This window comes from Marinifilum breve (genome assembly GCF_003202155.1).
In the GTDB taxonomy this organism is placed as follows: domain Bacteria; phylum Bacteroidota; class Bacteroidia; order Bacteroidales; family Marinifilaceae; genus Marinifilum; species Marinifilum breve.
In genome coordinates this window covers 244,854-264,176 of sequence record NZ_QFLI01000008.1, presented here as the reverse complement: position 1 = coordinate 264,176, position 19,323 = coordinate 244,854, and the positions used below count along the sequence as shown (strand labels likewise).

Genomic DNA, 19,323 nt, shown 5'->3' with positions numbered 1-19,323 from the left:
AAGCTTTTACGCATAGGGGATGGTTTGTATCATATTCTTTGGTTGTAGCACGCGATTGGGCTTGAATGATGTTTTTCTTTTCACTCAATGCTTTGTCTTTTTGAATTATCGCCGTAAATTCTGCCACTTCTTCATCACTCAGACCAAGAATAGCTTGATAAACCAGAAGTTTCGCAACAATGTTTTCGCCTTGGGCATTAAATTCCTCTTCGGGTTTCGCAATGTAATCATTTGAAAGTTTTACTTGTGTCATAATATTCAGTTTTTAGTTTGTGTTAAAAAATAAATTCATAAAACGATCGTTTAATGTTTTGTTATCTAGATGTCGTATAATAAAGTTGAGATGTATTTTTCGAAATGTCAAGAGATAAATCGAATAAAAAATTCATTTAACCATTAAAAAAACTCACTTATATCAGATAAAATAAGGCTTTAGGCATTGATGAAAAAAGTTGAAATTTTTATTTTTTAACCGAAAAATGAACGAAAATTCTATAAAATATTTATTTTCTGAACTTCCGTTAAAAGCATATGTTAATAAAGTGGTGTTTGAATTTCCGAAAATTGAGATTTTCATCAGGTTTAATAAAAGTAAAACACCCGTAAATATTAGACATTTTCGGTTGAGAAAACCAAAAGCCTGTTTTAGGAAGAATTTTTTAATTTAGATATGGTTATCTAAGATGATAGAGAAAAATTCCAGAAGCATCGATAATTAAAAGCTTTTGTGCATTGTAGCTTATTTTTGTAATATCATTAAGTTCATAAAAATAATTGACCAATTGGTCTGTGTTTTTTCTAAAATCACCTCAAAAACAACAAAATTCTGATTTTTAAAGCTCAAAAATTTACTATCCTAACTTAGGAAAAGCTTTTCCTAAGCTGGAAAAGTACCAACGGATGTTGGGAAAGTGTTTTCCTAACATAGGAAAATGCCAACGGAAGACAGAAACACATTTTCCTACCGTAGGAAAAGTTGTACGGACGATAGAAACATGTTTTCCTATCGTAGGAAAAGATGTTTGGATGGTAAAAAAAGCATAACGGAAGTTAGGAAAGTGTTTTCCTAAGTCCCGTTGGGCATAACGGAGCTTAGAAAAAGCATTTTCTGCTTTAGGAAAATGTGTTTCTGTCTTCCGTTGGCTCTAACAAATGTTCCGAACATGTTTTCCTACGACAGGAAATACTTTTCCTACGATAGGAAAAGCTTAACGGAAAGTCCGAAAAGTTGTTTTTATGGTAGCAAGAAATGGAGTCGCTGCTTTTTTTTATAGTTCTTAATTCATTTCCTTCATAAAAATCTCCTGGATGGTATTGATTTGTTCCTTGTAGATGCTATTTTTTCTAAAGGCAAAGTAGAGCTGGTTGCTTATTCTTTTGTGTCCTTTCCAAAGCAATTGGATTTCTTTATTCTCGATAGCATCCTTGCCTAAAAAATCAGGAACTACAGCCACACCTTTTCCATATTTTAAACTGTTTACAATGGAGATGAAATTGGGCACGATATAGTTCTGCCTGAAGTTGGGATTGTTGCCAAAGTTTGTGTTCCAAAAGCGAATAAAATGCTCATTGTCGCTGGAGGCACCATACCAGGTTTGTTCTAACAAAAATTCTAATAACTGGCTTTTATTTTTACTGGAAATGGCCGTTTTCAAATTGTCCTTATCAATGTCATTGCTGCCCACAAGCACAATATTTTCTTTCATGATAGGAATGTATTCAATACCTTTCAAATCTGCTTTTTGAGGTGTAACTACCACATCATTTATCCCTTTTTCCAATTCATTTAATAGCTGCTGATATCCTGAGAATCGATTGATTAAATTGAATTTTAACTTGTGAATGTGCTTTTCCAAAACGATTTGAAAAGTTTCAAAACACATTCCGATTGTTAAGGTTGGCGTATCGGTTTTCTGACTTCGTTGAAATTGCTTTTCAATGTCCAGTAATTCATTCACCGGACCTAAAAGTGTATTGTATAAAAGCTTTCCTTTTTCTGTTGGGATCATTTTTTTTGATACTCTATCGAATAATTTTCCCCCAACATAAGCCTCTAAGGAACTCAAATGTAAACTCACTCCTGATTGCGAAATGTACAGTTTGTTTGCCGTAGAGGTCAGCGTACCTTCTTCATAAATTGTCTTAAAAGTTCTGAACCATTCAAAATTTACCATACCTCATCTATCATTATTCTGATGCAAATATATGATTTAAGTGATTTTGATAATACATAGAGGGCAAATAATTTTGTTGCGAAGAAATTTTAATAGTGAAAGTAAAGTGATTTGTCACCTTACATGAAAGAAAAAAAACACTCTCATTATGCAGCAATTAAGAAAGGTATCGCCATTTTATATTTTGGTAGGATTGTATTGTTTTGTCGGATTTTTAACGGTAGTCAACCAACAGTTTCAAATCCCCATTCAAAAGTCATTGTTGGAGAATTCAGCTTCCATGCAAAATGCATTAACCACCTTAATCGTATTGGCATTCTTTTTAGGATTTCCATTTGCCTCTTCATGGTCTGGCAAATTGATTAACAAACAAGGCTATCAATTTACCTTGGTAACAGGATTGGTAATTCTGATTAGTTCTTTGATTTTGTTTATCATCTCAGCGCTGCTGACACCAATGATGGGAAGTATGCAATTGACCGATAAGGCATCAATACCTGGTTCGTATATCATCTTTCTAGTGGCATCTGCAGTATTGGGTATTTCTATGGCCTTTTTGCATGTAGTTATTAATCCTTATTTGTCGAGTTGCGAGGTAAAGAATACAACTTCGGGTTCTCGCATTACCATGGGGAGTACAGCCAATTCGGTGGGAACATTCATTGCACCATTTTTCTTGAGCTATTTGGTATTTAACTCGGGTGGAGTGGTTGGTATTGATCAGGTAATTTTTCCTTTTGCCATTCTGACTGTGGTAATCGGTGTTGTGTCTTTTCTGGTCACGAAAATGAATTTGCCTTGCATAGAGGGAACCAAAATATCGGATGAAAATAAAGGAGGAAAAAGTGTATGGAGTTTTAGGAATCTGAAGTATGGCGTACTTGCTATTTTTCTATACATCGGGGCTGAGGTTGCCATAGGTGCAAACATTAGTTTATATGCGCAATCATTGGGTGTAGACAAATATATTGCGTTGTTGGGATTTGCTGATTTGAAAGTGGAAACCATCCCATTAATGATAGGTCTTTATTGGGGTAGTATGCTGCTGGTGCGATTGTTTGCTTGCAGACTCTTCAAGAATATCAAGGAGTCAAAACAGTTACTTTTTGCATCTATTATTTCTGCGGTATTCATCCTATTGGCAATTATCTACAATGATGCCTGGTGGTTGGTCTGTGTAGGCTTTGGACATTCTATCATGTGGCCTGTCATCTTTAATCTGGCAATTAAAAATTTGGGGCAATATACAACAATAGGATCTGGTAAGTTGATGCTGGGAATGTTGGGAGGAGCTATCATTCCATGGTCTCAGGGAATTTTGGCAGATGTATTCAACTGGCAATATACCTGGATTTTAATTATTTCATGCGAACTCTATTTGGTTTGGTATGCAATTAAGGGTAGTCAAATAAAAAAATAAGGTTTTATATGGAATATAAGTGGGTTGCTAAACCTATTATTAATAGAATTATCCAACAATTCTTTCGTTTTACTTTGCTCAAGCCGCATGGCTCTTACTTTTTCCATTGATGAAAAAGTAAGCAAAAAATCTAGGGCGTGTAAGCACAAACTTCTTATACTTTGAAAACATTAAGTTCGGCGGGGTGATCTTCTCAATTCTTCGAAGCTTCCCCGTCTCTCTAAGTGTTTTCGGCGAATAAGTAGCATGTCCTTCCAATGCCCCAACAGCCTACCAGAAAGAGTAGAAATTATTTTCTAAATATTACAATTTTAGGAACTACCCACTATGAATCATATAGAGTTAAAAATAAACATCAAATAGTAAAGAAATGAAGAATACAGAATTAAAAGAAAGCTTGTTTCAAGCATTGGAGTTTGGAAACTTTAAAGTGAATAACCGAATTGCCATGGCACCAATGACTCGTTCCAGAACGAAAGAGGGAGATGTGCCAACAGAAATTATGGCAAAATACTATGAGCAAAGATCAAGTGCAGGTTTGATTATTACAGAGGGAGCACCTATCTCGATTGTAGGTAGAGGATATTCACTAACTCCCGGGATTTACACCCAAGAGCAAATTGAAGGTTGGAAACCATTGACCGAAGCAGTTCACAAAAAAGGTGGTAAGATTTTCATACAGTTGTGGCATGTTGGTCGTCGTTCGCATTCATCAATAACAGGAGTAACACCTTTGGCTCCATCAGCTAAAAAAGTTGCCGATAAGGTTTTTGGTCCTTTGAAAGAAGAAGGCTATGGCATGATTGAAACCGAAATGCCAAAGGCAATCAGAAAGGAAGAAATTCAATCTACCATTGCAGATTTTGCCACGGCAGCAAAAGCAGCTATGGAAGCTGGTTTCGATGGGGTAGAGATTCATGGTGCTCACGGTTACCTGATTGATCAATTCTTGCGTTTGGATTCCAATGTAAGAACCGATGAGTATGGAGGAAGCCAGGAGAACAGAATGCGAATCCTATTGGAAGTAGTAAATGCTGTTGTAAACGAAATTGGTGCTGATAAAGTAAGTATTCGTTTGTCGCCATTTGTGTCGGAAGGAGCAGGAGGAGTGCACGATCCTGAGATTGTTGAATTGACTCTTAAAGTATTAAAGGAACTTCAAAAACTGAATTTGGCCTTTGTACATTTCTCTGAAAACATTTCAGACTATAAAGAGGTGCCAGAATCATTCCGCAAAGAAGTTAGAGAGGTGTATACCAATCCAATTATGGTTTGTGGAAAATACACCAAAGAATCGGGCAGCGAAATTATCCACAAAGGATATGCAGATATGGTAGCATATGGTCAGCCTTTTATAACCAATCCCGATTTGGTAACTCGATTCAAAAACGATTTTGCCTTAACCGAATTACACTCCGAGAGTCATTCAACTTTCTATGGTGGAGGTGAGGAAGGATTTACAGATTATCCTACTTACGAAGAAATGAAAGCTGAACAAAACTAATTTTGGTAAAAATGAATCAACTATTCAATAGTATAAAGATAGGTTCAAAGGAGTTGAAGAACAGATTGGTGATGCCACCAATGACCCGTTCCCGTGCTGGGAACGGGGAAGTTGCCACTGAATTGATGGCAGACTATTATGCTCAGAGAGCCAGTGCAGGCTTAATTGTTTCGGAAGGAACACAAATCAGTCAGCAAGGAAGAGGATATGCATGGACACCTGGTATTCATACTGAAGAACAAATAATGGGATGGCAGAAGGTTACCCATAAGGTACATGAAAATGAAGGCGTAATTTATGCACAATTGTGGCATGTAGGTCGTGTATCTCACCATTCATTACAGCCAGACCATCAAGCTCCGGTTTCTTCTTCAGAGATTGTAGCCGAAGGTGTGAAAGTATTTATTGATCCTGATAATAAGGGGCCAGAAGCTGGTGTTGGTGAAATGATTCAGCATTCCAAACCCAAAGCATTAACAATTCCAGAGATCAAAGAAATCGTAAAAGACTATGCGAAGGCGGCTGCCAATGCAATGAAAGCAGGCTTTGATGGTGTAGAGGTCCATGCAGCCAATGGATATTTAATCAATCAGTTTATTGATTCAAATGCCAATAATCGTACCGATGAATATGGCGTAACTTTGGAAAATAGGCTGCGCTTCTTAAAGGAAGTAATAATAGCAATTTCAAACGAAATTGGAGGTGATAAAGTTGGTGTGAGGTTAGCACCTTTCACGACTTTACAAGGCGCTGTAGATGCTACTCCTGAAGCTACTTATTTGGAAGCTGCAAAAATCCTGAATGAAATAGGCGTGGGGTACATTCATATTGCAGAGGCCGATTGGGATGATGCACCTGGATCGCCAGATTCCTTTAAGAAGGAATTGCGACAAGTGTTCAGAGGCGCATTGATTTATGCAGGTCATTACACCAAAGAAAAAGCTGAAGATGCTCTTGCAAAAGGTTGGGCAGATATGATTGGATTTGGTAGTGATTTTATTGCCAATCCTGATTTGCCATATCGATTAGAGAATGATCTGAAATTGAATCAAGGAGATAAGGATACTTATTTTGGTGGCTCGGCTAAGGGATATACGGATTATCCAAGCTATAAATAGGGTAAATAAGTATTGTCGAGTATAAATGTTATTCACCCTAGTTCAAGTTTAAGGTGTATAAGAAATGTAGCGTCAGTATTTATTTTGAAACGAAATATTCAAAATCATTCCAAACGTACTGATAATATAAAAGATAAGTTGATTAGATAGAGCAGTCGCATTTGGGAGTGACTGCTCTTTATTTGTACTTCGAAATGGAAATGAAATGATGTGCAAGAGAAACTTAAATTCATAATAAGCTTCATTTTGTTATTTTTGAGGAAAAATTAAGGCATGTCAGAAGCATTGGAAATAACACATTCAGCACCCATTCCTGAAATATTCTACTCTGAGAAGGAGGAGAAGAGATTTACAGAATGTACCATATGTGGCAAGAATTTAACAGATGGTAATGAGTTGTATTTAATCGAGAAGGCATTCGAAAGAAAACCAGGATTCGATAAACCACAATTGGTATTTGAACTTGCTTGCTGTATGGATTGCAGACAGGAAATGCATGATTCACTTTCGGAAGAATCGAATGAGAAAATTGCTGCCTATTTCGAAGCCAACAGCAGAGCGGAAGAAAGAGATCAGGAACTGAAAAAGCATGACTTGATGGATACAGATGTTTGGCTAAACAATTGTATTGTGAAAAATAAGACCATGGATGAGGTAAATGAATATCAGATTTACGCTTTGTGTTGGAAGGATGAGATGGTTTTTCACCAAATGCCCTTTATGCTTTGTGGCGAAACCATTGATGATATCATGAACTTATTATCCAATAAAAGCCTGGACATCATCAATGATCTTACTGCTGACTTAATTGATTTACCACCCGAATTTGGAGAGTTGTTCAGAGATAAAAAGGTGCTGTTTATATAAAAGAATATACTTAATGCTATTATAATGACCGATGAATTGTAAACTTGTTTGGTTTACAATTCATCGGTTTCTTTTTTCTGATTATTTTAGTGCTTGAATTCCCAAAGCCAAAACAAAAATTCAAAAACAATTTTATGTCTCGACTATGTCTTGCGCTAGTTGTGGTCCTGCTATTTCTTCTGGGCTGCAAATCACAAAATCAAAACTCAATGATTGTAAAAGAGTTGAACTCTAATTGGGAGTTTTCTGAAAAGGATTCGGTAAACTGGTTGCCCGCCGAAGTACCAGGTTGTGTTCATACCGACTTGCTTGCGAACGGTAAGATTGATGATCCTTTCTATCGTCTTAATGAACATGATTTGCAGTGGATCGATAAAAAGGATTGGATCTATAAAACGGAATTTGAACTAGATCAGAATTTTTTTAACAAAGATAGACTTGCTCTTGATTTTAAAGGTTTAGATACCTATGCCGATGTTTACCTGAACGATCATAAAGTGCTTTCGGCAGATAACATGTTTCGGGAGTGGATGGTTGATGTAAAGAAATATTTAAAAATAGGAAAGAACCAACTTAAGATTGAATTTCAATCGCCAATTAATAAAGGTTTAAAATTGTACGATGCAAATGGTTTTGTATATCCAGGAGCTGAGAATGACCAAGCTGAATTGGGACAGGTTGAAGGAAACAAAAGGGTAAGTATTTATACCCGAAAAGCAGGCTATCATTATGGTTGGGATTGGGGCCCACGCTTGGTGTCTAGTGGGATTTGGCGTCCGATCTACCTTAAGGCATGGGAAAATGCAAGAATTAAGGATTTACAGATAGTACAAAATGAAGTGAGTGAAGAGAGTGCCAAATTTACGGCGGTTCTTGAATTGGAAACAGAACAGGAAGTTAAGGCAGATATTCTAATTCAGAATGATGGGGTGGAGTTAGCTGCCTCAGAAGTTCTATTGAAAAAGGGAATTCGTAAATACGAACTGGGTTTTGATATTGAAGATCCCAAATTTTGGTGGCCTAATGGATTGGGTGATCAATATCTTTATAATATCAAGGTACAGGTTAAAATTAATGGTAAAAAGGAAGAAGCCAGTCATAGAATTGGTATTAGAACCGTAGAAGTAGTCCGAGAAAAGGATGAGAAGGGGACTTCTTTCTTTTTTAGAGTAAATGGAGTACCTGTATTTATGAAAGGGGCGAATTACATACCCAATGATATATTCCCTTCGCGAGTAAGCCAGGAACAATTGAAAAAGGTAATTGCTACTGCCAAAAAATCGAACATGAACATGTTGAGAGTTTGGGGAGGTGGTTATTACGAAGATGATTTGTTTTATGACTTATGCGACGAGGAAGGAATTTTGGTGTGGCAGGATTTCATGTTTGCATGTGCCATGTATCCGGGAGATCAGAAATTTTTAGACAATGTAAAGTTAGAGGCAAGAGATAATATCAAGCGACTAAGAAATCATCCAAGTATAGCACTTTGGTGTGGAAACAATGAGATTCTGGTTGCCTGGAACAATTGGGGTTGGAAAAAGCAAGCCAATGAACAAGGTGAGGAAGTAACAAAGAAAGTCTGGAAAGCTTACACTGATATTTTCCATGAAGTATTGCCAAAGGCTGTGAAAGAATATGATCCGTCTAGGTTCTACTGGAGTTCAAGCCCTTCCTCAGGAATAGGTATAAAGCCGGATTTAGTTAATGGTGATGATCATTACTGGGGAGTATGGTGGGGAAAAGAACCATTTGAAACTTATGCTACGCATATTGCACGATTCATGAGTGAATACGGTTTTCAATCTTTCCCGGAAATGAAATCGGTAAGAAAATATGCTGAACCTAAGGATTACGATATTTATTCAGAGGTTATGAAATCACATCAGCGATCGTCGATTGGAAACGAAACCATAGAATATTACATGCTGAAGGATTATAAGAAACCTAAAGACTTTGAATCATTTTTGTATGTTAATCATGTACTGCAAGCTGAGGGGATTAAGTTTGCTTTGGAAGGGCACCGGAGAGCCATGCCATATTGTATGGGAAGCTTGTACTGGCAGATTAATGATTGCTGGCCAGTTGCCTCATGGAGTTCTACCGATTATTATCAGGAATGGAAAGCTTTACAATACTATGTGAAAAAAGGTTTTGAACCTTTGTTGGTTTCTCCTTATTTCGAAAATGATAGGATTAAGGTAGCTGTGGTAAATGATCCACTGAAAGAAGTCAATGCCAAATTGATCATGAAAGTGCTAGATTTTTCAGGCAAAGAAAAATGGTCGAAGAGTAAAGATATCAGCATTCGAAAAAATTCTAGCGAAGTTTTCTTTACTCATGAGCTTAAGTCATTTTTACAGAATAGAAATCCTAAAAAGGAATTATTTTCGGTTGAATTGAGAATGGGTGAAGATGTGTTGGCAAGAAATATCTTATATTTTAAGCCTGTGAAAGATCTCATTTTATCTAAGCCAAATGTTGATTTTAAGATAACAGAAGAAAAAGAGGCCTATGAAATATCCTTATCATCGGATGTGTTGGCCAAGAATGTATTTTTAAGTCTTGGCGATGAAGATGGATTCTTTTCTGATAATTACTTTGATGTATTGGCAGGAGAAAATGTAAATATCAAGTTGGAAACGGAACTATCGCTGGCAGAAATCAAAAAAGTGATTCAGCTTAGGACACTTGATACTACCTTTGAGTAGAAGTAAAATAAAGATTGTTAAAAGATATATCCAAGCATTACAGTAGCATTTAATCATTATGAAAATTAATTGCTATTGTAATGGTTTTAATATAACACTCAACTAAATTACCAACCTAGCTTTAATAATTAGTGATTACTAATCATTAATGAGGATCTACTAGATATGGTTTGAAATAGTCTTAAATCTTATTTTGAATAAAATCAGACGATTTTAATACAGGCAAAACTATTAGTAATTCATGTTTATGCTGTTTGCACAATCATATTATTTACAAGCATAATATGTCACAATAAAAAAAGATAAAGATATCCTAAAATACCAATATTTAAGGATGTTCTTTCATAAGCTGTCTATATATATTTGAGCAATTATTTACAATTAGTCTAAACAAAGCTTAGGCAAGTTAATTCTATTTTATAGGATACAACTAATCAATCCCAATTGAAAGGGGAAAAGTTGTATGTGACTTTTAAAAAAGAAAACTGCCGCTCAAATAAGGATATGATGGAATACGTATTATTGCCAATTGCTTTTATAATTCTATACAGCCGATCGTTTTTTTTTCCATTTAAAAACACCTCTTTAAGCCGATTTATGATCGAGAAAGAGCAACTTTCAAAAGGAATTTCTTACACGCTACTGATTCTTGCTTTCGTGATTTTTATTATCAGGCAAGGTACTTTAAACGGTATGCTTCATTTTGTAATGGCCATTATTTTAGTCTTATCACTAATGATTCTATTGCTACCCACTATTAACTGGTTTATCAACAATAAAAGAGTAAACTAATGCCTGCAAATCCAAAATATTTATCGAGCAAGGGGCAGCGTGTTCTGAAAGTTTCTGCTGCCATTCTTGGAGGCTATATTCTAGCAACAATGGCGCATCTGCTGTTGGGTGTAATTGTGCCTAATAAAGGAGTAGTGATTATCACAGCTGCTTATTCAACTTTCTTTTTCTGGATTCTGTTTATGATTCTGGCATTTCTGTTCAAGAGTGGATGGAAAGCTTGGGGAGTATATCTTTTAGCATCACTTCTTCTTGCAGTTATCATTTATGTAGTACGCTAAAGCAATTTATTCTATGAAAGGATTACCTAAACATATTTACCACAAATTGTATCATACTCATACAGTAGCAGGAATTAGTATAAGCGTAGCGCTTTTTATCATTTTTTTTGCTGGCTCTATATCATTTTTTAAGGATCATTTCTATCAGTGGGAAGATCCGGATGTACGTCTTGAAATGGTACAGGATGTTGACGTGGATAAGGTACTTTCAGTTGTTAAAGTCAATCACAACAACTTTGTTGAAAAGGAACGTTTTACCATTGTATTACCAAGTGAGCAAAAACCTATTATTCAGTTTTACGGATGGGAGAAAGCGGACAATAAAGCTAGAGGACTTGAATTTATTGAAGGTCATATTATCCCTCAAAAGAATTATCATTACACCGAGCATAAAAAAGCCAAATCGAGAATTGGAGATACACTCTACCATTTGCATTATCTTGAACCTATGCCAATGGGGCTTTATATTGCCGGTTTTGTGGCACTATTCTTTTTATTTGCCAGCATAACAGGTTTATTAATTCACTGGCAACACTTAAAATCTAAGTTCTTTGCTTTTGTTGCAAGAGGAGACTGGCGAAAGATTTGGGCCAATGCTCATTCTACTTTGGGATTAATCGGTTTGCCATTTCAAATCATATACGGAGTTACAGGTGGGCTTTTTGGTCTATTACTCATACTATTATTGCCAAGCGCTTTCGTTTTGTTTGATGGGGATACTCAGAAAGTAATTGCCACGGTTCAACCTGAATCGAATCTGCAAATGGAGGTAGATTCCACAGAAGCAAAGGGAATCTCTTTATCGGATTTCTACTTGCAGGTGGAAGATGAATATCCTAATTATAAAATAAATAGTATTCGGGCTTTAAATTTTGGAAGAAATGATGGCTATGTAAATATCTATTTCGACAATGAGAATTCGATTAATGGGACGGGATTTGTAAGTTTTGCTCTTAAGGATGGTAAGGAAATAATGCGAGTTGATGAGAGCACCACATCATACACTAATTCTATGCTGAATGCACTCATGAAATTGCATTTTGGTTCATTCGGGGGAATGCTGATTCGTTTTGTCTTTTTCATTTTGGGGATCATTACCTGTTTTATGCTGATATCTGGGATATTGCTTTGGCAGGAAGCTCGTAATACGAACGAATATACTCGCCAACAGAAAAGATTTCATTACAGAGTCACAAAGGTGTTTTTATCCATCTGTCTTGGTTTGGTTCCTGCAACTGCTATATTCTTTCTGGCCAATAAAGTAATACCATGGGAAATGGAAGAACGTGGCTTTTATGAATACCTAAGCTTTTTTATAGGTTGGTTGCTATTAATTATACTGGGTTTATTGCAAAAAAACTACCGATTATTGAATCGGAATTACCTGTTTATTTTTGCAGTCCTTTCCCTTTTAATTCCCATAGCTAATGGGTTTGTAACTGGGGATTGGCTTTGGAAAACCATTGCCATTTCAAATTGGTATTTGGCAGGTGTCGACCTATTTTGGCTGATAAGTGGTTTGTTTGCTATTCAACTTCTTAAAGTAATTCCTGCAAGAACATCTGATGAGTCCACTTCAAAAAACGGATACAACAAGGGAGAGTTGATGAATCCGAATCTAGCTACAGTTGATATTGAGGTGGAATCGGATTTGCATATTTTGTATGCCACGACTAGTGGCAATTCGAAACAGGTAGCCAGCTTGACTTCTGAATTCTACAAAAAGAGAGGCCTAAAGGTATACTTGAACAGCATGTTAAAAGTAATGCCTTCACAATTGACCGAAATCAAAAAGCTTTTATTGGTTATTAGTACCGATGGAGAAGGAGATCCTCCTCCAATGGGGATACGTTTCTTCGAGAATTTGAATGCTTCCAATATGCCGAAACTTAATCATCTGCAATATTCGGTTTGTGCATTGGGTGATTCGGGATATGCAAATTTTTGTGCCACAGGAAAACAACTGGATGAGAGATTGGCTGAATTGGGAGCCAAGAATATTGCGCCACGAACTGATTGTGATGAAGAATTTAAAGAGAATGCAGCGACTTGGATAAAAGCTACAGCAAATGCATTAATTTCTTCAAATGTTAATGTGGAGACTCATGAACCCTTATTTGGAGAAGAGACATCTTATCAAGTTAGGATAAAAGAGCGTTGTAAGATTACAAAAGGGAAGGTAATTGATGAGGTTTGTCATTTGTCGTTGGATATTTTGGGAACAGGTTTAAGGTATAATATTGGTGATACAATAGAAATAAAACCACAAAATCCGGAATGGCTCGCAGATCTGATTCTTAATAGAAGTGCTAACTCTGTGAATCCAGGTTTGAAGCACACATTGCTTCAGGAGAAAGAGATTACAAGCATATCTCAGTCTACCATTAGAAAACTATATGAGCATAACAAACTAAGCGGATTGCAAAACTTGCTCGAAAATGCTGAAGAGTTGAGCCGGGTGATTGCTAAAGCCAATGTTCACGATTTACTGTGTAAGTATAATTTGCAAATGGAGCCAGAGCAATTAATTGAAATATTGCCAGAATTAAAGGGAAGAAAGTACTCCATTGCTTCCAGTCAGAAACTACATTCCAATGAAGTGCATCTAACCATTAAAACCATTCGTTTCAATTACGAAAATTTAAAACACGAAGGGGCTGGATCGGTGTATACCAATGAATATTTACAATGTGGATCAAGAATTCCTGTTTACTTGCATGCCAATGAGTTATTTAGATTACCTGAGAACACCAAAACTCCAATTATCATGATTGGAGTGAGTACAGGAATAGCACCGTTTAGGGCCATGTTGCAGGAACGCGAAGCATTACAGTTAAAAGGCAATACCTGGTTGATTTGGGGCAATAAGTATGAGTCTAATGATTTTCTATACCAGAATGAATTAATGGATTGGTACAATAGCTCTGTGCTGGAAAAAATGAATACAGCTTTCTCAAGAGATGGAAATTCACCCTCATACATTCATAAAATTATACATGACCAAAAAGATTTGCTTAAAGAATGGTTGGCAAAAGGGGCACACATCTATTTGTGTGGATCCATTAAAATGGGAGAATCTATCAAGAGCAAATGGAATGAAATTTTCAAAGAAAAGGATCAGACTATGTTACATCTGATAGATGAAGGAAGATGGCATGAGGACATTTACTAAGAACTTTTTTACTTAAACCATATATAAATATAATCAGAATGATAAAAAACTTATTTCTGGCTGTGCTATTGCTCTTTAGTAGCTTCGCATTTGCACAAAATAATACACTAAAAGGTAAAGTAACCGATAATTTTAATGTACCATTAATTGGAGTTAATGTAGTGGTTAAAAATACGATTAATGGATCGCAAACCGATCTTGATGGTAATTTTACAATTGATAAGGTAAGTAATGGAAATCATGTATTGGTGGTTTCATATTTGGGATTTAAAACCCGAGAGATCCCATTTTTAGTTTCTGGCAGTGAAAGCAAAGAACTTGGTGCCATTATACTGTTCGAAGGTAGTGAGCTATTGCAAGAAATTGTAATTAGTTCCGATCGGAAAAATAAGTTTTCAAGAAAGCAAACGGCCTATGTATCTAAACTGCCATTAAAGGACATGCTTAATGCACAAGTGTATAGTACGGTGACCAATGAGTTATTGGAATCTCAGATTGTAACCAATTTTGATGATGCCATGGTTAATGCAACTGGTATAAGCAAGCTTTGGGAATCTACGGGACGAGCTCCTGGCGAGGGAACAGGTTATTTTGCAGCAAGAGGTTTTGCTACCCAGCCACAATTGGTAAATGGCATGCCAGGATTTACTTTTAGTGCAGTTGATCCTTCATATATCGAAAGAATTGAGGTAATAAAAGGTCCTGCTGCTACCTTATTTGGTAGTACGGTAACATCGCTTGGAGGATTAATAAATGTGGTAACCAAAAAACCATTTGAAGGTTTTGGAGGAAGTGTTTCTTATACTGCAGGTTCTTTTGATATGCACCGTTTCTCGGCTGATGTGAATACTCCATTGGGAAAAAGTGAAGATGTTTACTTTAGAATCAACGCATCATACCTTACTCAAAATAGCTTTCAGGATGCTGGTTTTAGAAAAACATTCTTTGTTGCACCATCACTTTCTTATCGTGTAAACAACAGGTTGAATTTATCTCTTGGGCTAGAGTATTCAAATACAAAACAAACCAATCCATCAATGTTGTTTGTAAGAAGAGGTATGCCTATGGTATCAAGAAATGTACACGATTTGGGTGTGAATCCTAATAAATCATTTACTTCTGACAATGTCTCTTTAACCAGTCCAATTGTAAATACAAGAGCTATTGCTGATTATAAGATATCCGATCAATGGACTTCGCAAACTGTTTTTGCAAGTACTCATTCAAAATCAGATGGGTATTACCAGTATATGATTGAAGGAGCAGCGGTTGCATTTGGTTTATTTCAACAGTTAGCTGATATTCCTTATCCACCATTACAAGCATCGGTGAATGAAATTCTTGTGGAATCGGGATCTTTATTGCAGCAAGACGCATTTACTAGAATTTACGATAAAAGAGATGCAAAAGGCAATAAGTACAACATCCAGCAAAATTTCACGGGCGATTTTAAACTGGGCAGTATGCGTAATCGTTTAATACTTGGATTGGATTACGTTCAAAGAGATACAGAATCGAACAATAAGAATGGAAATCCATCATTGGCTGGCAATTCTAACTTCCCATTTATTATTCAAACTTTAAATGTACTTCAAGCAGGTCAGGGAGATGTGGTTGCTGCTCAATTGGGAGGTTTACCTTATTTCGATGGCTTTTTTAAAGCAAATGGAGATATTGTTCCAACTACCTTTACTCCCAATGCAAAATATAGTGTAACCAAAGCCGATTTGGATGCTATTTTCGATCAAATCGCTGCAAGAAAAGTGGAAACATCGTCTAAAACATTCGCAGCCTATGTTTCCGATGTGTTAAACATTACCGATAACTTAACCGTGAATGTAGGTTTACGCATGGATTATTTCGATCAGGATGGTGATAAGAATGATACTTTGGATGATTACGATAAAACAACTTTCTCTCCTAATGCAGGTGTTGTTTATCAGGTTCTCCCTAAAAAATTATCTTTGTTTACCAATTATCAAACAGGATTTATCAACAATGATCCGGTGGTGAATAGCGATGGGAGTGTGGAAACATTTGAACCAACTAAGGCAAAACAATTCGAAGGAGGATTTAAATCTAATTTCTTCAATGGAAAGTTAAATATTGGAGTTAGTTACTATTACATTACAGTTGAGAACTCTCTGAATTCAGATCCGAGAGCTCCCTTGTTTCCAAGAAGAATTATGCTTGGAGAAACAGAAAGTAAGGGAATTGAAATAGAATTGAATGCAAGTCCAGTGAATGGCCTAAATTTAAGAGCTTCTTATTCGTATAACGATAGCGAAATTACTGATGCTTATAGCGAAAAGGACAATGTTACCTATGCAGAGCTTCAAGGAAGAAGACCTGAAGAGGCCGGTCCGGAGAGTATTTATAATTTCTGGGCAGACTACAAATTCTCAAAAGAGAGTGCTCTGAAAAACTTTGGAATTGGAGCAGGCTTCAATGGTGCATCAAAACATTTAATGATGAATAATGCAGTATCAGGAGAGTTCACCCTTCCTGCTTATACCATATATAATGCTACCGTTTACTACGATGCTGATAAGTTCAGAATTGGTTTTAAAGTAAACAACTTTACCGATGAAACTTATTATAAAGGATGGAGTACAGTGAATGCACAGGCACCTAGAGCAATAGTGGGAACTGTTTCTTACAAGTTTTAATGGAGTACCAATTTAATACGCATCTTACCGGTTGTTTTTATTAAAGCAGCCGGTTTTTTGACTTTTAGTTTGAATTATAACTTGACCAAAAACAAATATCCTCTCCCGCGCAGAGTTTGAATTTCAATGTTTTCGTCTTCGTTAAAGTAGTTGCGAAGCTTTTTAATGTATACATCAAGATTGCGGGAATTAAAGAAAGAATCGTCTCCCCAAACCTGCATTAAAATGTCTTTTCGTTCCACTACCTTACTTCCCATTTCGGTGAGTTTCTTAAGCAATTCACCTTCACGATTCGAAAGGTTAATGGTTTTTGAAGGAGTGATTAGTTCATACCTCTTAGGGAAATAGGTGTAAGTCCCTAATTTAATTTCATCAAGCTCAATTTTTTGCTCCTTTGTTATTTCTTTATTTTCGCCAATGCCATGCAGCTTTAATTGGTTATCTATTCGAATCACCAATTCTTCAATGCTAAATGGTTTGCGTATATAATCTGTACCACCAGCTTCAAATCCTTTTACAAGATCGGGAGTTTCCGTTTTAGCCGTAAGAAAAATAATTGGAAGAGTTGGAAATTTAGATCTGATGTGCTCACAAAGCTGATATCCATCAACATTTGGCAGCATAATATCCAGCACACAAATATCAGGAGTAAAATCATGAAATTTCGACATTACCTGTGCTCCATCTGTTTCCCAAATAATATCAAATCCTTTTAAAATCAAGGAGTCGTAAACAATTTGCCCCAAATTAGGTTCGTCTTCAACGTAAAGTATCTTAGTTTTATTCATGATTATCTTAGCTTGAGTGCCCTGCAAGATAAGAAAATGTAGGAAGAATAGATGGATTTGATATTGTTAATAATGCTTAAAATTCAGTTATCAGTTGCGTGCGATTCTTTTAACTTTGCTTACTGCTTACTGCTTACTGCTTACTGCTTACTGCTTACTGCTTACTGTTCACGCTGGAAACTCTAATTTAAATTCACAGCCTTTTTCAGAAAGATTATTTGCTGAAATCGATCCATTGTGTTGTTTCATCACCAATGCGGCAAAGCTCAATCCTAAGCCAAAGCCTTTTACATTGTGTTGGTCACCAGTAGGAACCCTGAAAAATCTATCGAACACTTTATTTAAATATTCTTTTGGAATTCCAGGTCCATTATCAATAACCGATACATAAACATGCAGGCCTTGCTGCCAAAGGTTGACAACAATACTAACATCCTTTCCTCCATATTTTTTACTATTCTCAATAAGGTTGCGAATTACACCTTCAATGTAAACCTGGTCGATTGGAATATTAATATTTTCAGAAGGATTCATGAATTTGATATTTATGGTATCAGCATGAAACAATTCAACCGATTCTACAATTCTTTTAATAAACTCATTCAAATTGGTTTCTTCCTTTCTTAAAAGATGTTGATTCGATTCTAATTTCGAATGTTCCAACACCCTTGAAGTAAGACTATCCAATCGATTCATTTCCAAAGCTACCATTTTAAGGTAAGACTTGGTCTTTTCTTTATCGTCGGTAATGCCGTAATTTAGAATGGCTTCCATAGCAGCTTTAGCCGTGGATACAGGAATTTTCAATTCATGAGTAATATTGCTTACAAAATCGGAGCGAAGCATATTCAATTTTGCTTGTGTTAGATATGAACGATATGCAAAAACAAGCGCGAATACAGACAAACCAATTAATACAATACCAAATGCAATTTGAGCAAGAATTTCTGTAATAAGGTGAAAGAAATAATTTTCAAAGTACATCACTTTTGCCTTAGAGTACCTATGGGAATATATTATTAAACCCAATCTTCCTCTTCTTAGTGATTCGTGGTTTGTTTTTTCGAGCAATTCAATATCTTCTCTGTCGATCTCCTCTTCGCGATCTGCTTTTAGACTTGGAAATTTATTCTCTACATTTTTTAAGAATAAACTTCTAAAAAACTGTGAGGTGGTGTCATTTGCATTCTGTCTTTGAGTGTACAGAATTTGTGAGGGATAGATTTGATAGCGATATCCTAATCTTAAAATTTCAAACTGTCTTTCTTCTCTTAAACTATCAGGAATTAATGTGTTTGTATCAATTGCCTTAAAAATGTTTAGATAGTTCTGATTGGTATCTAAATATGTCTTTAATTCTTTAATGTAAGCCTTTTTAAACTCGGCACTTGTCTTTTCAGTCCCAATTTTTAACTTATCGTAATTGGTAGTGTCTTTATAGTTTAAGGCAGGTTTTACCACATTTTTATAGAAAAAGATAAATTCACCATCATTTAGGGATACATGATAAAGTCGGGATAAATCTGCTTGTAGGTTTTTCTTTTCATTATTGTACTGAGAATGCAACCAGTATCCAACAAAGGTTACCAGTAAAAACATACTTAAAACCATTGGCGAAATGATTCTAAATTTCTTTCTATTTAATCTATCCTTAGGCATGTGACAAATATACTGGCTTTCAGTAGTACATGAGTGAATTGTTAACTTTAATTAACCAAATTACAATGAAATCTTGCTTATGATTGGTTAGAAGTGAATTCTCTTAATTGAAAAAGACCATTCCTTTCGGAATGGCCAATATTGACTATGAAAATTTAAAAGAAAATA

At 35.9% G+C, this 19,323-nt stretch carries 13 protein-coding genes; 9 read left to right on the top strand and 4 right to left on the bottom strand.

Going from position 1 to position 19,323, the window contains the following annotated elements; genetic code table 11:
• Together DF185_RS17275 and DF185_RS17270 are read right to left on the bottom strand one after the other, a co-directional pair.
• On the bottom strand, positions 1-253 hold a 253-nt coding region (locus DF185_RS17275; protein WP_133250073.1), incomplete at its 3' end, for a hypothetical protein.
• A gap of 1,024 nt (positions 254-1,277) precedes the next feature.
• Positions 1,278-2,174, bottom strand: a complete 897-nt coding sequence (locus DF185_RS17270) for a LysR family transcriptional regulator (protein WP_110362008.1) — start codon at positions 2,172-2,174, stop codon at positions 1,278-1,280.
• A gap of 148 nt (positions 2,175-2,322) precedes the next feature.
• Between DF185_RS17270 and DF185_RS17265 the strand changes: the two genes are divergently transcribed.
• The 9 genes from DF185_RS17265 to DF185_RS17225 all read left to right on the top strand — a co-directional run bounded on the left by DF185_RS17265 (position 2,323) and on the right by DF185_RS17225 (position 16,708).
• Positions 2,323-3,594, top strand: coding sequence for an MFS transporter (locus DF185_RS17265; protein WP_110362007.1), 1,272 nt, complete (start codon positions 2,323-2,325; stop codon positions 3,592-3,594).
• Positions 3,595-3,964: 370 nt separating this feature from the next.
• The gene (locus tag DF185_RS17260) at positions 3,965-5,098 is read left to right on the top strand and encodes an alkene reductase (RefSeq protein ID WP_110362006.1); all 1,134 of its coding nucleotides are present in this window, start codon (positions 3,965-3,967) and stop codon (positions 5,096-5,098) included.
• Between the two features lie 11 nt (positions 5,099-5,109).
• On the top strand, positions 5,110-6,216 hold the full coding sequence (locus DF185_RS17255; protein WP_110362005.1) for an alkene reductase: 1,107 nt from the start codon (positions 5,110-5,112) through the stop codon (positions 6,214-6,216).
• 273 nt (positions 6,217-6,489) lie between these two features.
• Positions 6,490-7,083 (top strand): hypothetical protein, encoded by a 594-nt coding sequence (locus DF185_RS17250; protein WP_110362004.1) that lies wholly within the window; start codon positions 6,490-6,492, stop codon positions 7,081-7,083.
• 209 nt (positions 7,084-7,292) lie between these two features.
• Positions 7,293-9,794 (top strand): beta-mannosidase, encoded by a 2,502-nt coding sequence (locus tag DF185_RS17245; RefSeq protein WP_165836059.1) that lies wholly within the window; start codon positions 7,293-7,295, stop codon positions 9,792-9,794.
• 507 nt (positions 9,795-10,301) lie between these two features.
• On the top strand, positions 10,302-10,586 hold the full coding sequence (locus DF185_RS17240) for a hypothetical protein (protein ID WP_133250071.1): 285 nt from the start codon (positions 10,302-10,304) through the stop codon (positions 10,584-10,586).
• The gene (locus DF185_RS17235; protein WP_110362001.1) at positions 10,586-10,867 is read left to right on the top strand and encodes a hypothetical protein; all 282 of its coding nucleotides are present in this window, start codon (positions 10,586-10,588) and stop codon (positions 10,865-10,867) included. The genes DF185_RS17240 and DF185_RS17235 overlap by 1 nt, the downstream gene beginning before the upstream one ends.
• A gap of 13 nt (positions 10,868-10,880) precedes the next feature.
• Complete coding sequence (locus DF185_RS17230) at positions 10,881-14,039, top strand: PepSY domain-containing protein (protein ID WP_110362000.1); 3,159 nt, start codon at positions 10,881-10,883, stop codon at positions 14,037-14,039.
• 38 nt (positions 14,040-14,077) lie between these two features.
• Complete coding sequence (locus DF185_RS17225) at positions 14,078-16,708, top strand: TonB-dependent receptor (protein WP_110361999.1); 2,631 nt, start codon at positions 14,078-14,080, stop codon at positions 16,706-16,708.
• Positions 16,709-16,782: 74 nt separating this feature from the next.
• Here DF185_RS17225 and DF185_RS17220 read toward each other — a convergent pair whose 3' ends face one another.
• The gene (locus DF185_RS17220) at positions 16,783-17,496 is read right to left on the bottom strand and encodes a response regulator transcription factor (RefSeq protein WP_110361998.1); all 714 of its coding nucleotides are present in this window, start codon (positions 17,494-17,496) and stop codon (positions 16,783-16,785) included.
• Between the two features lie 168 nt (positions 17,497-17,664).
• Positions 17,665-19,155, bottom strand: coding sequence for a sensor histidine kinase (locus DF185_RS17215; protein WP_110361997.1), 1,491 nt, complete (start codon positions 19,153-19,155; stop codon positions 17,665-17,667).
• Positions 19,156-19,323: the final 168 nt, after the last annotated feature.

Bases quoted from the DNA above. Each gene is read 5' to 3' on its own strand.
- DF185_RS17270 (WP_110362008.1), bottom strand. From the start codon at position 2,174: ATGGTAAATTTTGAATGGTTCAGAACTTTTAAGACAATTTATGAAGAA.
- DF185_RS17215 (WP_110361997.1), bottom strand. From the start codon at position 19,155: ATGCCTAAGGATAGATTAAATAGAAAGAAATTTAGAATCATTTCGCCA.
- DF185_RS17230 (WP_110362000.1), top strand. From the start codon at position 10,881: ATGAAAGGATTACCTAAACATATTTACCACAAATTGTATCATACTCAT.
- DF185_RS17255 (WP_110362005.1), top strand. From the start codon at position 5,110: ATGAATCAACTATTCAATAGTATAAAGATAGGTTCAAAGGAGTTGAAG.
- DF185_RS17235 (WP_110362001.1), top strand. From the start codon at position 10,586: ATGCCTGCAAATCCAAAATATTTATCGAGCAAGGGGCAGCGTGTTCTG.
- DF185_RS17265 (WP_110362007.1), top strand. From the start codon at position 2,323: ATGCAGCAATTAAGAAAGGTATCGCCATTTTATATTTTGGTAGGATTG.
- DF185_RS17250 (WP_110362004.1), top strand. From the start codon at position 6,490: ATGTCAGAAGCATTGGAAATAACACATTCAGCACCCATTCCTGAAATA.
- DF185_RS17260 (WP_110362006.1), top strand. From the start codon at position 3,965: ATGAAGAATACAGAATTAAAAGAAAGCTTGTTTCAAGCATTGGAGTTT.
- DF185_RS17225 (WP_110361999.1), top strand. From the start codon at position 14,078: ATGATAAAAAACTTATTTCTGGCTGTGCTATTGCTCTTTAGTAGCTTC.
- DF185_RS17220 (WP_110361998.1), bottom strand. From the start codon at position 17,496: ATGAATAAAACTAAGATACTTTACGTTGAAGACGAACCTAATTTGGGG.
- DF185_RS17240 (WP_133250071.1), top strand. From the start codon at position 10,302: ATGGAATACGTATTATTGCCAATTGCTTTTATAATTCTATACAGCCGA.
- DF185_RS17245 (WP_165836059.1), top strand. From the start codon at position 7,293: ATGATTGTAAAAGAGTTGAACTCTAATTGGGAGTTTTCTGAAAAGGAT.